12 protein-coding genes are annotated in these 13602 nt (G+C 69.0%); 2 read left to right on the top strand and 10 right to left on the bottom strand.

The window, feature by feature from the left end; all coding sequences use genetic code 11:
• Positions 1 to 85: 85 nt before the first annotated feature.
• The 9 genes from QE397_RS12905 to QE397_RS12865 all read right to left on the bottom strand — a co-directional run bounded on the left by QE397_RS12905 (position 86) and on the right by QE397_RS12865 (position 10019).
• Entirely contained in the window at positions 86 to 865 is a 780-nt protein-coding gene (locus tag QE397_RS12905) for an MBL fold metallo-hydrolase (protein WP_307095147.1), read from the bottom strand.
• A gap of 89 nt (positions 866 to 954) precedes the next feature.
• On the bottom strand, positions 955 to 1815 hold the full coding sequence (locus QE397_RS12900; RefSeq protein ID WP_027503980.1) for a cyclopropane mycolic acid synthase family methyltransferase: 861 nt from the start codon (positions 1813 to 1815) through the stop codon (positions 955 to 957).
• Between the two features lie 221 nt (positions 1816 to 2036).
• On the bottom strand, positions 2037 to 3770 hold the full coding sequence (locus tag QE397_RS12895; RefSeq protein WP_307095144.1) for a RecQ family ATP-dependent DNA helicase: 1734 nt from the start codon (positions 3768 to 3770) through the stop codon (positions 2037 to 2039).
• A 51-nt stretch (positions 3771 to 3821) separates the two neighbouring features.
• On the bottom strand, positions 3822 to 5480 hold the full coding sequence (locus QE397_RS12890) for a phospholipase D family protein (RefSeq protein ID WP_307097540.1): 1659 nt from the start codon (positions 5478 to 5480) through the stop codon (positions 3822 to 3824).
• Between the two features lie 59 nt (positions 5481 to 5539).
• Positions 5540 to 6121: an isopentenyl-diphosphate Delta-isomerase gene (gene idi / locus QE397_RS12885; RefSeq protein ID WP_027503978.1), complete on the bottom strand. Its 582-nt coding sequence runs from the start codon at positions 6119 to 6121 to the stop codon at positions 5540 to 5542.
• Positions 6122 to 6172: 51 nt separating this feature from the next.
• Positions 6173 to 7075, bottom strand: coding sequence for a sucrase ferredoxin (locus tag QE397_RS12880; RefSeq protein ID WP_307095142.1), 903 nt, complete (start codon positions 7073 to 7075; stop codon positions 6173 to 6175).
• 8 nt (positions 7076 to 7083) lie between these two features.
• Positions 7084 to 8334, bottom strand: a complete 1251-nt coding sequence (locus tag QE397_RS12875) for a cupin domain-containing protein (protein WP_307095141.1) — start codon at positions 8332 to 8334, stop codon at positions 7084 to 7086.
• Positions 8331 to 8588 (bottom strand): hypothetical protein, encoded by a 258-nt coding sequence (locus QE397_RS12870; RefSeq protein ID WP_027503975.1) that lies wholly within the window; start codon positions 8586 to 8588, stop codon positions 8331 to 8333. Before QE397_RS12870 ends, QE397_RS12875 begins: the two co-directional genes overlap by 4 nt.
• 84 nt (positions 8589 to 8672) lie before the next feature.
• Positions 8673 to 10019: an APC family permease gene (locus QE397_RS12865; RefSeq protein WP_307095139.1), complete on the bottom strand. Its 1347-nt coding sequence runs from the start codon at positions 10017 to 10019 to the stop codon at positions 8673 to 8675.
• 132 nt (positions 10020 to 10151) lie between these two features.
• Here QE397_RS12865 and QE397_RS12860 point away from each other — a divergent pair, with 132 nt between their 5' ends.
• Positions 10152 to 11063, top strand: a complete 912-nt coding sequence (locus QE397_RS12860) for a manganese catalase family protein (RefSeq protein ID WP_307095137.1) — start codon at positions 10152 to 10154, stop codon at positions 11061 to 11063.
• Positions 11064 to 11316: 253 nt separating this feature from the next.
• On the opposite strand, the gene QE397_RS12855 is transcribed toward QE397_RS12860, so the two are convergent.
• Complete coding sequence (locus tag QE397_RS12855) at positions 11317 to 12975, bottom strand: catalase (RefSeq protein ID WP_222638228.1); 1659 nt, start codon at positions 12973 to 12975, stop codon at positions 11317 to 11319.
• Between the two features lie 98 nt (positions 12976 to 13073).
• Between QE397_RS12855 and QE397_RS12850 the strand changes: the two genes are divergently transcribed.
• Complete coding sequence (locus QE397_RS12850; RefSeq protein ID WP_222627489.1) at positions 13074 to 13541, top strand: NUDIX domain-containing protein; 468 nt, start codon at positions 13074 to 13076, stop codon at positions 13539 to 13541.
• Positions 13542 to 13602 lie beyond the last annotated feature (61 nt).

Raw genomic sequence — 13602 nt, 5'->3', positions numbered from 1 at the left:
ACTGCCTCCTTCTCTCGGGTCCTGACGTCGGGTCTCGTGTCCAGGTGGCCTACCCGCGTCCCGAGGCGCGAAAACCCTGCCGACGTCACCGTCTCAGCGGCACCGTCTCGCCGCGCCCGACGTAGGTGATGCGGTCACCGAGACCTCGCGCGCGCATCTCGCGGGAGAAGTCGGACAGGGGAGAGGCGAAGACACCGTAGTCGTCGACATGCACGGGCAGTACCTGCGCCGGGTCGACGAGCTGCATGGCGTCGGTGCCCTGGCGGCCGTCCATCGTCACCATCGCTCCCCAGCGCGGGTTCTGCCCGAACGGCAGGGTGGTGCCACCGAGGTGCACGACACCGGTGTCGATGTCCGGATAGCGCGTGGGGATCTCCCGGAGCTCGTCGACCATCAGGGTGTCGCCGGAGACGTACACGCGCAGGTCGACGGTGTCGGACTCCGCGGATCCGAACTCGAGCATCGTGCCCATCACCGGCGGAAGCACCCGCAGACGCTGTGCCCAGACGGGGCCGTGCCGACCGGGCATCGCCGTGATCGTCACGACCTGCTCTCCGACTCGCAGGCGTCGTGATTCCCACGTCGACAGTCCGGTCGCCGCCTCGAAGCCGCGACGGGTCAGTTTCGAGGCGGCGTGACCCGTGGTGAACACCGGCAGCGACCGGTCGAGCCCGCTCTGTGCGCGCCGGTCCCAGTGGTCTCCGTGCATGTGCGACAACACGATCGCGGACAGCGGTGGCAACTCGTCGATCGAGACGGCCGGATCGAGACGGCGTGTGGAGAACAGACCGTGACCGAGATAGGCACGCTCGCCGGCGTGCAGGAAGTTGGGATCGGTGAGCAGCGTGATGTCGCCGTAGCTCACCAACCCGGTCGCGTTACCGACGATGTGTAGCTGCCGTGGGAGACCATGCCGGCGGCTTCCCCGCCGACATGGTTCCAAACGGCGTGGTTCTACTTGGACAGCGTGAACTGCATGATGTCGATGGTTCCTCGGCGGAACTGCTTCGCACATCCGCCGAGGTACTTGATGTAGCGCTCGTAGACCTCGTCGCCGGCGATCGCGATGGCCTCGTCCTTGCGGGCCTCGAGGTTCTCCGTCCAGATCTCCAGCGTGCGGGCGTAGTGCTGCTGCAACGAGTGCACCCGGTCGACCGAGAACCCGACGGACGTCGCGCGTTCCTGGATGGTGCCCGGGCGCTCGAGCTCCCCGCCGGGGAAGATCTCCCGGAGGATGAAGCGCATGAAGACGGCGTCGCGCTTGTCGACGGCGACACCCTTCTCCGCCAGATCGTCCAGTCCGTAGCCGACGATGGTGTGCAGCAACATGACTCCGTCGGAGGGGAGCAGCGAGTGCGCCTTCTCGAAGAACGGGACGTGGCGCGCGCGACGGAAGTGCTCGAAGGCGCCGATGCTGACGATCCGATCGACCGGCTCGTCGAACTCCTCCCAGCCCTGCAGGCGTACCTCGGCCTTGCGGTCGCCCGTGAGGTCGTCCAGACGGGACTGGACGCGTCCGAACTGGTGCTCGCTGAGCGTCAGGCCGACCACGTCCACATCGAACCGCTCGCGGGCGCGGATCATCGCGGTTCCCCATCCGCAGCCGACGTCGAGCAGGCGCATGCCCGACTCGAGGCCCAACTTGTCCAGGGCCAGATCGATCTTCGCGAGCTGTGCCTCCTCGAGCGTCATGTCCTCGCGCTCGAAGTACGCACAGCTGTACGTCCACGTGGGGTCGAGGAAGAGCGCGAAGAAGTCGTCGGACAGGTCGTAGTGCGACTGAACGTTCTTGAAGAAGGGCTTCAGGTCTGTCATGTGGTCTAGCAACCTCACACTCGACGGGCAGGAAGGAGCGACGGCACACCCTCCCCCGGGGATGTCTGTCATGCGCGAATCTACGGTCTTCCCAGTCGATCCGCGCTCGGAACCGCCAGGTCGACGCGCTAAACGAACCTGCGGTCCGAGTCTCGCGCGTCCGTCGTGGTCGGCCCCGGTTCTCGGCTCCCGCAGGTCGTCGAAGGTCCGTTTCGAGGCTGTCACTCGGCGATGTCGCGCTCCTCCAGGATCGTGGTCGCCAGGGTGCGGTAACCGTGTTCGGGAAAGTGCACGGTGACGCGGTCCGCCTCGGCCGACACCACGTGCCCCGCGCCCCAGTCGCGGTGATGCAGCGTGTCGCCGGGCTGGTAGCTCGTGTCACCGCCGTTGACGTCGGACTCGGCCGCGGTGCCGGACTCGCAGGTGTCGCACCGACCGCAGAGTTGCTCCGTCACCTCGCCGAGGTACTCGAGGAGCACCTGTCGTCGGCATCGCCGCGTCTCGGCGTAGGTCCGCACCATCTGCACCCGCGATCGCGCCGCCGTCTCCTGCCGGCGAGCCGCCTCCAGTGCGCGCTCGACGGCCTCGGTCGTCGAGAGGCTGCCGGGCACCCACCCGGCGTCCGTGTGGTGCACGGCGTCGACGTGATCGAGCAGCTCCAGGGCGGTCTCCACAGCGCGCGGTGACAGGTCGGGCAACCCCGTGAGCGACTCGGTCGACATCGGTTCCGTGGCGGACCGCAGCGCCCCCTGCACCGCCTCGAGCGCATCTGGGCGCGGTCGGCGAGTGGCGAAGAACGACGGCAGCCCCAGGTCCTCGGCGCGAAAGTGCAGGACGGCAGCGGCGTCCGCACCGTCGCGACCGGCGCGGCCGAACTCCTGGTAGTACCGCTCCAGCGAATCGGGCGGTGCAGTGTGGACGACGAACCGGACATCGGGCTTGTCGATGCCCATCCCGAACGCCGACGTGGCCGCGACGACGTCGACCGTCCCGGCCGCGAACGCCTCGTGCGCCTCGTCGCGCGCGGACCGTGCGAGACCGGCGTGATACGCGAGCGCTCGGAGGCCGCGCTCCGCCAGCAGAGCCGCGAACTCCTCCGCCTGCGCGCGAGTGGCGGTGTACACGAGACCGGTTCCAGCCTGCCCGTTTGATTCCGACCGGCCTCCGGCCTGCCCGCCTGATTCCGACCGGCCTCCGGCCTGCCCGCCCGACTCCGACCGGCCTCCGGCCTGCCCGCCGGACTCCGAGCGCCGGACGACATCGTCCACGGCCGCCCGGAGTGCCATGTCCGCGTCGTGGTGCCGGACGACGGACAGCCGGATCTCGGGCCGATCGAAGGAGCCGACCACCGTCAACGGATCGAGCATGCCGAGGCGCGTCGTGATCTCGTCACGGATCGGCGGGGGAGCCGTCGCGGTGACGGCGATGATCGGCGGGCGTCCGATCGCCTCGGCCACGTGACCGAGACGAAGGTAGGCCGGACGGAAATCGTGGCCCCGGGCGGCGATGCAGTGGGCCTCGTCGACGGCGACGCACGCGACGCCGAGTGCGCGCAGCCGATCCTGCACCTCGTTCCGCGAGGCTGCTTCCGGCGTCAGGTAGACGATGGTCGCCTCACCGCGAGCGAGGGACTCCCACGAACGCTCGTTCTCGGTGTCGCTCTGCTCGGAGTGCACCGCGACCGCCCGCACGTGTGTCGACCGACGACGCAGACCGTCCACCTGATCGCGTTGCAACGCGATGAGCGGGCTCAGGACGACGGTCGGCCCGTCGAGCAGCGACGCGGCGACCTGATAGATGGCCGACTTGCCGAAACCGCTCGCCAGCAGTGCCAGCACGTCTCGTCCGGACACGACGGCATCGATCGAGTCACGTTGTCGCGGATGCAGTTCGGCATGACCGAGCGCCCGCGCGGCCGCATCGATGTCGGGCGGTGGGACGGTGTCGGGGCTCACGAACGCCCAGGTACCCGCGAGTGGGCGTGCGAATCCTGCGCGGCCGCACCGTCAGAAGCGGCGCGTCAACCGCAGCCGCAGTGGTCGGCCGTCGGGGTCGACCACCAGCCGGTAGAGGAGCGAGAACACCCGCTGCTTCCACAGCGGCGGCACCTCGATGGCATGCATGCGCAACCGTCCCCGCGGGCGATCACCGTCGCGGCCCCCGTCGTGCCACGCGTCGAGCTCGCTGACCTGCTCGGCGACCGCGTCGAAGCAGTCGTCCGGGTCGAGGAGGTCGGCGACGTCGGCGTCCGCGCCGCTCCCACGGGACAGGTGTTCGGCGAGGAGCTCGAGGCGGAGATCTCGGGCGAACACCCGCGCACCGTCACCCAGGCCACCGGGATCGACGGGCTCGCGCGCATCCCGCTCCTCGTCGACCACGGCCGCCGTGAGCTCCGAATCGTGCGTCCAGGAGCGGCGATTGAAGTTGTCGCTACCGACGGCCGCCCACACGTCGTCGACGATGCAGACCTTGGAGTGCACGTAGACCGGCACGCTGTCGTCGTTTTCCACGTCGAGGACGAGCACCCGGTCGGCGCCCGCGTCGCGTAGTAGGTCCAACGCGGCGGCGTGACCCAGGAGCGACGGCGGGATGGTCATCGCACTGTCGTCGTCGAGGTGCCGGGGTACCACGATGATCATGCGGAGCCGGGGCGAGCGCCGCAGCGCACGCGCGAAGACCCGCGCGACGTCCACGGACCACAGGTACTGGTCCTCGATGTAGATCAGGCGCTCGGCGCGACCGAGGGCTTTGGCGTACGCACGGGCGGCGCTGCGCTCGCCGTCCTGCGCGAACGGGTAGGACGGTCGGCGACGCGGGTAGGTGCGGAGCAACTGCACCGAGCACGTTCCCGTCGCCTCCGGGTCGGGGAGGGCAGTGGGCAGCTCGGACGGCTCGCGCCGGTGCCGGCGGACGACGTCGCTCACCACGTGCCACGGCAGCCGCGACAGTGCCGCCGGATCCTCCCAGCGCTCCCGGAAGGTGTCCTCGACGTCGCGCACGGCCGGACCGCGCATCTCGAGTTGCAGGTCGTGCCAGGCGGGGGTCTCCCCGTACTCCGGTGGAAACGGTCGGCTCAGGGCATCGCCGTGATGGTGCGCATCGTCCCGTCGCGACCGGGCCAGATCGATCCCGCCCACGAAGGCGACGTTGCCGTCGGGATACGACGCGGAGCGCATCACCACGAGCTTCTGATGATGGGACCCGAACGTCAGAACGCGCTGATCGAGAACGCACTCACCGCCCGCGTCCTCGAGGGCGGTCGCGAGGGCACTGTTCTTGCCGCCGGTGTATCCGAGGCCCTCCGCGTGCGAACGCCACAGCAGACCTCGGACGACGACACCGCGCGTCGCGGCACCGGTCAGCGCGTCCTCGACCGTCGGACCGCGGTCGGTGAGCACCTGCTCCGGGTCGCCGCGCCAATCGGTGAACAACACCAGATCGTCCGGTTTCGCGTCGGCCAGGTGCTCGTTCAGCACGCGGAAGTAGGTGTCGCCGTGCACGAGAGCGACGCAACGGTTGCCCTCCGTCCAGGCGCGGATGCGAGTGTCCGGGTTGGCGCGCTCCTCCGCGGACAGGAACCAGGGATGCGCCTCGTCGTCGAAGTCGATGTCGGCGAAGATCGACGACCGACCCAGGGCGTTCGAGATGCGGTCGACCGCCGTCATCAGCACGTTGCCGCGCGGTGGTGCACCCGTCTCGACCGCGCGTCGTCCCGACCCGTGCGTCACGCGACGCGTGCCGCGGGTGGGAGGGACTCGGTGCCGCCGGTGGGCCACGCCAGAGGGTCGGAACCCAGGGCGTGCAGCTGACGGACCTGGTCCTGACACCACGGCGACAGATCGCTCTCGCCCGCCAACACGGTCGCGACGAACTCGTTCCACGGTTCCCAGCGGTAGTCGGCCACCTCGTCCGGTCGCGGATCGACGGTCCTGTCGTCGTGCAGGACGAGGAACACCGGGCAGATCTCGTACTCGACCACGCCGTTGTCCATCACGGCGCGGTACCGGAACGAAGGGAGCACCGGAGCCGCGCTGTCCGCACCGATACCCAGTTCGTGATCGAGGCGCCGCAGAACCGCGGAGTCGAGACGCTCACCCGGCGCGGGGTGTCCGCAGCACGTGTTGGTCCAGATTCCGGGCCAGGTGCGCTTGTCGTGCGCCCGCTGTGTCACCAGGACCTCGCGCTCGCGGTTGATCACGTAGCTCGAGAACGCCAGGTGCAGCGGTGTGGCGTCGTGATGCACAGTGGCCTTGTCGTGGGTGCCGATGGCACGGCCGTCCTCATCGAGCAGTACTACGAGTTCCACACGTGTCCCTTCCGGATGTACGACCGGCCTCCGGTCCAGAGTAGTGGTCGCTCAGCGGGGCCGAGACGGGCGGACGGACACCACCTCGTGGGTGCGCACCGGCCCGGCGACGCGGGCGTGGCACGTGGTGAGGATCGGCGCCGACCGAGACTCCTGGAGGACCACCTCGACGGTGTCCCCGTGGTGGTCGAGGAGGACGTGTCGCCGACCGTCCGGGCCGGGAGCCTCCGACAGGGGATGCAGGGTGTCGATGGCGAAGTCCTGCAGGACGGTTCGTGCGGCGTGCTGGGCCACCTGCACGGCCCCCGAGAGCGCACTGCGGCCGCGCAGGAACTCCGGGGTGACGAGTCCGTCGTGGTGGCGGCGCAGGATGCGGACGACGTCCGCGTCGTCGACGTTGCCGTAGTAGAGACCGTGCGGCAGGACGATCATCGTGCCGGCGAACCGGTCGCCACCGAGGTGCGAGCACTCCCACACCTCGCCGGGGTACGCCGACACGGCCGGCCCGAGGATCGTGCGACCGCGGACGGCGCAACAGCGGTCGTGCCTGCCGTGGGTGCACACGGCCACGATGGTCTCCGTCGACGCGGTACCCGACGATCCGTCGAGCGGGACGTCGAGCAGTTCGGCCGCGTCGGACACCTCCCCCCGGTGCACGCTCTCGTGCCCCGGCCGTGCGTCCACCGACGCCCACCGCCACCGGCCGCGGCCTCGGCGACGGCCGGGCTCCCGGACGGCGAGGGGGCGGAATCCGGCACTCTCGATGCGGCGCACGAGCGCTCCACCCAGTACGGGATCGAGGACGGACGGGGAATCGAGGAACGCCGACGGGCCCCAACTTCCCGCGACCTCGACGAGGAACCATCGTTCTCCGCGAGAACCGCTTCCCGCCAACGTGTCTCCCCGATCACGAGCATTGTCGCTGCACGGGTGCCACGCCGCGGTGGTGCTCACCGGCGTCGTCACGATCGGGCGACGACGAGACCCTCGCGGAGCAGGCGACGCACCACGACGATCGCGTCCTGATCGTCGAGACCCGTGAGGTCGCCGACCGCGCAGTCTTTCCCGCTGTGCAGCTGCCGAACGGCGTCCGCCGCGATCGAGGGCAGCGTGATCGTCTTGGTCCGCGTCGTCACGGCGACCGACTCGGGCGACTGCGTCACCCGCGCGGCGAGCCCGGATCGCCACGTCACCACGGTGGCCGCGGACAGGCCGGCCATCGTGCGCACGGTCTCGAGAGGACGCACCGGAGCCGGCCGCGTGACCTCGACGAAGCGACGGCCGACACGCTCTGCCGCCGTCCGCGCTCGACCGTCGGTGTCGGCGAGGGTCGCGGTCAGATCTGCGATCAGCGCGCGCACGTGCGGTACGACGGCGTCCGGATCGGTCAGATCGAGCCCCACGGGCAGCGGGGCCCGGAAGCTCGCGTCGTCCGCGAGGGTGCCCAGCACGTGATGCAGGAGGTCGTGCCGGGTGAAGGCCGACATTCCGACGGTCAGATGGATCGAGGTGTCACCCAGGGCCTCGGCGGAATGGATCCAGCCCCTCGGAACGTACAGCGAATCACCCTCGCGCAGAACGACGTCGAGGGTCGGGTCCGTGCGCGCCATGGCGGCGACGGCGTCCCGGCGATCCGACCACGGCTGGTTCGACAGCGGATGCTCGTGCACCGGGGGGTGCAGGATCCACCGCTTCTCGCCGGCGATCTGGAGGACGAAGACGTCGTGCACGTCGTAGTGGGGATCGAATCCCCGCGAGGACGCGGGGGTGATGTACGAGTTGACCTGCACCGGGTGGCCGAGATCGGCGACCAGGTCGCCGGTGAAGTGGATGAGGGGAGGCCACAGTCGATGGAGTCCCTGCAGGACGAGGGTGTGGCCGTCCGCGAAGGCCGCCAGAATTCCGGCGGAGTCGAGCTGATCGGTCACCTCGGCCCCGAAGCCACCCGAATCGGTGAACTGACTGCGGTCGGTCAGTGCGCCGTTCCGGGCCATCCGGGCGAACGGAGTGCGCACGCCGCGTTCGGACACCAGCTCGTCGACGGCGTCCGTCGACAGCAGATCGGTGAACGGAGCGGGTAGATCGACCGCGCGCGTCAGGAGCGGCGCGCGACCCCAGTGGTCCTCGGCGAAGGCGCGGGGCTCGATGCTCAGAAGACGACGCAGCGCGGACCGGTCTCCCGGTCCGCGCTCGTCATCGGTCGGTCGGCTCAAGCCGTACCGTCCGCACCGCCGTCGTGGCCGTCGGGGTTCGAGCCGCCGTCGGCCGGGCCCTCGCCGCTGGCCGCGGAGCCGTCCGCGCCGCCGTCGTGTCCACCCGGGTTCGAGCCGCCGTCGGCGGGGCCCTCCGTGCTGGACGCGGTGCCGTCGGCGCCGCCGTCGTGACCGTTCGGGTTGGAGCCGCCGTCGGCGGGGCCTTCGCCGCCTGCTGCTCCGGAAGTGGTGATGTCGTCGTCGTTGATAGCCATCGTCTACCTTTCAGTCGTCACGACCGGACGCCGGAATTCCGGCGTCGGACACACATCGAACGTCCCCGTTCTACAGGAGACAGGTCACGTGTTGACGATTTCGGGACTTCTCAAACTCCGTGTCCACCGCATCGCCGCGTAGAGCACGCCGCCGACTAGGAGCAGCACGCCGGCACGCAGCCATGTCTGCGCGGTCTGCTGCGTCGCGAGCACGCCGCAGCTGATCAGAGCGAGCACCGGAAGGATCACCGGGGTGCGGAAGTGCGGGTGGTCCACCTGGTCCTTGCGCAGCACCAGCACGGCGAGGTTGGTGCTGACGAACACGATCAGGAGCAGCAGGACGACGGTTTCGGCGAGTGCTGCGACGGTCCCGGTGGCCGCGAGAATCATGGCCACCACCGTGGTCGCGACGATGGCCACCCAGGGAGTCTGCCGCCGTGGCAACACCCGGCCCGCGACGGCGGGCAGCAGTCGTTGTCCGGCCATGCCGTACGTGAGGCGACTGGCCATGATCATGGTCAGCAGGGCGCCGTTGGCAACGGCGATCAACGCGACGAGTCCGAACAGCCTGTCGGGGACACCGACGTCGGCGGCCGAGACGACGGCGAGCAGGGGCGCCGAGGTGTCCGCGAGGTCGCTCGCGGGCACGACCGCACTCACTGCGAGTCCGACCGCGACGTAGACCGCACCGGCCGCCGCCAGGGAGAGGAAGAGCGCGCGAGGGTAGACGCGGTGCACGTCCCGGACCTCCTCCGCCATGTTGGCCGAGGTCTCGAACCCCACGAACGAGTAGAAGGCGAGCAGTGCCGCCGCGAGGACCGCCACGGCAGGGTTCACGGCGTCGGTGAACTCGAGGGTGCGGCCGAGATCGCCGTCGCCGCGACCGAGCACGATGCAGGCGAGGACGACGACGAGGACGAGTCCGCTGACCTCGACGACGGTCATGACCAGGTTCGCCCGCATCGACTCCTTGATGCCACGCGCGTTCAGCAGAGCGACGACGGCGAGGAACACCAGCGCGGCAGGAACCGTCGGGACGTCGAGGAAGGCGCCCAGATAGTCACCGGCGAAGGCGACGGACAGCCCTGCCGCGCTCGTCACACCCGCCGCCAGCATCGAGAACCCGACGAGGAACGACACCACCGGCCGTCCGAAGGCTCGCTCGGCGAACACGGCGGCACCACCTGCGCGCGGGTACTTGGTCACCAGCTCGGCGTACGAGGCCGCGGTGAGCATGGCCATGGCGAGGGCTACCAGCAGCGGCACCCACACGGCACCGCCGACCTCGCCGGCGATCTCGCCCACGAGTGCGTAGATGCCCGCTCCGAGAACGTCACCCAGGATGAAGACGAACAGGAGTTTGCCGGTGACGGCGCGACGCAGACCGGGGGAGTCGCCCGGGGCCGCAGGGTCGTTCAGGTCGGTGCTCATCGCAGCCGGTTACCCGTTCGCGGGGCCGTTACCCACGCGCACGATCCGGCGATCCGGGTCGTTTGTCGGGTCCGCCTCCGGGTAGCCGGGGCGCGACAAGAGCACGACCCCCGAGCACTGTCAGGAGCCTTCATGTTCCGTCACACCGACCACCTCCAGTTCGACGTGAAGCCGGAGAAGCCGGATCCCGTCTACGCCCGAAAGCTGCAAGAGTTGATCGGCGGCGCGTACGGCGAGATGACCGTCACGATGCAGTACCTGTTCCAGGGATGGAACTGTCGCATGAAAGGCAAGTACAAGGACCTCATCATGGACATCGCGACCGAGGAGATCGGTCACGTGGAGATGATCGCGACCATGGTCGCGCGGCTCCTCGAGGGCGCACCGGCCACCGAGTCCACCAAGAACGCTGCCGCCGATCCCGTCGTCGCCGCGGTGCTGGGCGGGATGGATCCGCAGCAGGCCATCGTGTCCGGCGGCGGACCCACCCTCGCCGACAGCAACGGTGTCCCGTGGAACGGGCGCTTCATCGTCGCCAGCGGCAACCTGCTGGCGGACTTCCGCGCCAACGTCGCGGCGGAGGCGCAGGGCCGCGTGCAGACCGCACGCCTGTGGCACATGACCGACGATCCCGGTGTCAAGAACATGCTCGAGTTCAACCTCGCCCGCGACACGTATCACCAGAACATGTGGCTCGCGGCCATCGAGGAGTTGCAGGCGGACGGTCTGGAGGGTGTGGTGGCGCCGAACGACCTGTTCGACGAGGAGTACGACGAGCACGCGAGCACGCTGTGGCATCTGTCGGACGGCACCGAGTCCGACAAGGGCCGGTGGGCGCACGGCACCGCACCCGACGGCCGCCACGAGAACAGGTTCCTCGCCGATCCGCAGCCGCTGGGCAACAAGCAGAGTGGACCGCCGCCGGACCCGAAGCTCTACGCCACCTACGACGGCGGACTCGGCGAACCGTCGAACGCGGCTCTCGGCACGGAGAAGGGCGTCATGGGCAAGATCAAGGAGACGTTGGACCCCGACGCCGGCTGATCGGCCGACCCGAACGACGAAGAACCCCGGCGCGGATACGGCGCCGGGGTTCTGTCAGGTTGATGTGGATGGTGCGAGTCGATCCGGAGAACAGGCTCCGCGTGATCGTCCTCGCGTCGGAATGAACACGTGTCTCATCGTCACCGTGTTGATACGCACCACCTGCCTCGAGTTCGTCCTACGACCTGTTCGGCTTGCGTCTCCGACGATAACCCCGCGGAGTGACGCTGTCCACACCTGCGTCATGGCGACGTCATCCGGCAGTCGTCGCGCGTTCGTTCGGGACGCAGTGCGTCATCTGCAGGTCGGCGACGTCGCGGGGGCCGTTCTTCCCGAGATTCGCGCGCCGCCGGTCCTCCTCCTCCGACAGGGTCTGCGATGCGAGCGGTTCGAGTCCGCGGACGTCGTCGGCCGAGATGCCCAGCCCCTCTCCCACGCGGGCGCCGAGTTCGTCGTCGGCCATGAAGAAGTGCCAGACCATCCGCTCCTGCACCTCGCGCGTCGCCTCCGAGATGTTCGCGACGAGATTCGCCACGAGGTCGTCCTTCTCCCACTGGTCCATCAGCTGGTACCGCTGACCGGCCTGCTCGTAGTCGTTGGTGCGATCGATCCGCTTGCGGGTGAGGCGGCCGTGGATCTCCGGACCCTGCTCGTCGTGCGTCGGGTACTCGGCCTCACGGAGACCGCCCGTGATGGAGGGCTCGTAGTTCACGTGCGGATTGCTGCCGGTGTTGTCCACCGAGTACTGCATCTGGCCGCCCTGCTGGTTCGTGGACACCCGCGCGTTCTTCGCCTGGTTGACGGGCAGCTGCAGGTAGTTCGGCCCCACGCGGTAGCGCTGGGTGTCCGAGTACGAGAAGGTCCGGCCGACCAGCATCTTGTCGTCGGAGAAGTCCAGGCCGTCGACGAGCACACCGGTGCCGAACGAGATCTGCTCGTTCTCGGCAAAGTGGTTCGAGACGTTGCGGTCCAGCACCATGCGGCCCACCACCTTCGGCGGGAACTCGTTCTCCGGCCACACCTTCGTGTCGTCGAGCGGGTCGAAGTTCAGCTCGGGATGCTCGTCGTCGCTCATCACCTGCACGCGCAGTTCCCATTCAGGGAAATCGCCGCGCTCGATGTGCTCGTACAGATCCTTGCTCGCATGGCCCAGATCGTTCGCCTGGATCGCGGCGGCGTCCGCCTCGGTGAGCGACGCGACTCCCGCCTTCGGGATCCAGTGGTACTTCACCAGGTGAGTCTCGCCCTCGGCGTCGACCCACTTGTAGGTGTTCACTCCGAAACCCTGCTGCGTCCGGTAGTTGGCCGGAATCCCGCGGGGGGAGAACAGGTTCACGAGCATGTGGGTCGCCTCGGGCGTCTGCGACATGAAGTCGAAGATGCGCGCGGGCTCCTGCCGGAACGTCACCGGATCCGGCTTGAGCGAGTGGATGACGTCGGGGAACTTGATGGCGTCACGGATGAAGAAGACGCCCAGGTTGTTTCCGACGAGGTCCCAGTTGCCGTCCTCGGTGTAGAACTTGATCGCGAAGCCGCGGGGGTCACGCGCGGCCTCGGACGAATCGCGCCCGCCGATCACCGTCGAGAACCTGACGGCAAGGTCCGTGCGCTTGCCGGCCTCGGCGAACAGCTTCGCGCGGGTGTACCGCTCGATGGGTTCGTCGCCCCACTTCCCGGTGGCCTCGAAATAGCCGTAGGCGACGGCTCCGCGGGCGTGGACGACGCGCTCCGGGATGCGCTCGCGATCGAAATGGCTGACCTTCTCGAGGAACTGGTAGTTCTCGAGGGTGGCCGGACCGCGTGAGCCCACGGTGCGCTGGTTCTGGTTGTCGTAGACGGGATGCCCTTGACGATTGGTGAGGATGTCCCGGTCGTCTGCCGGTGTCGACCCTTGCGACGCGACGTCTGTCATGTGTCGGCTCCTTGACTGCTCTGTGGAACGGAGGCTTCGTGCAGCGGACCGCGTACCCGACACGATCGCGAGAAAACGTGATCGGACAGAATCCCGGAATGAGGACGAGTGCCGGTGTGCTGCTGTTCCGCGGGGGTGGGGGCGAGCTGGAGGTGCTGCTGGCTCATCCCGGCGGACCCTTCTGGGCGCGCAAGGACGCCGGCGCCTGGTCCATACCGAAGGGCGAGTACGACGCCGACACCGAGGATGCGCGCACAGCGGCGGCCAGAGAGTTCGCGGAGGAACTCGGGTCCCCGGTGCCCGACGGGGACTGGATCGATCTCGGCACGGTCGCGCAGTCCGGAGCCAAATCGGTTCGTGCGTTCGCCGTGCGCGGCGAACTCGACCCCTCGACCGCCGTGAGCAACAGTGTGGAGATGGAGTGGCCACCCAGATCGGGGCGGCGGCTGGTGTTTCCCGAGGTCGACCGCGTGGAGTGGTGTGATCGGAAGTCCGCGCGGCGTCGGCTGCTGAGCGGGCAGGTTCCGCTACTCGACGCCCTCGACCGCCACCTCGAGCAGCTCTGAGGCGCACGTCGCGCGGGCGGAGAACTTGTGTGCAGAGATCCGCGGTGAACGCGGATCTCTG

This window comes from Rhodococcus sp. SORGH_AS_0301 (genome assembly GCF_030818285.1).
Taxonomy (GTDB): domain Bacteria; phylum Actinomycetota; class Actinomycetes; order Mycobacteriales; family Mycobacteriaceae; genus Rhodococcoides.
Note: the sequence above shows the minus strand (reverse complement) of the source record. Positions and strands in the feature narration are given on the sequence as shown.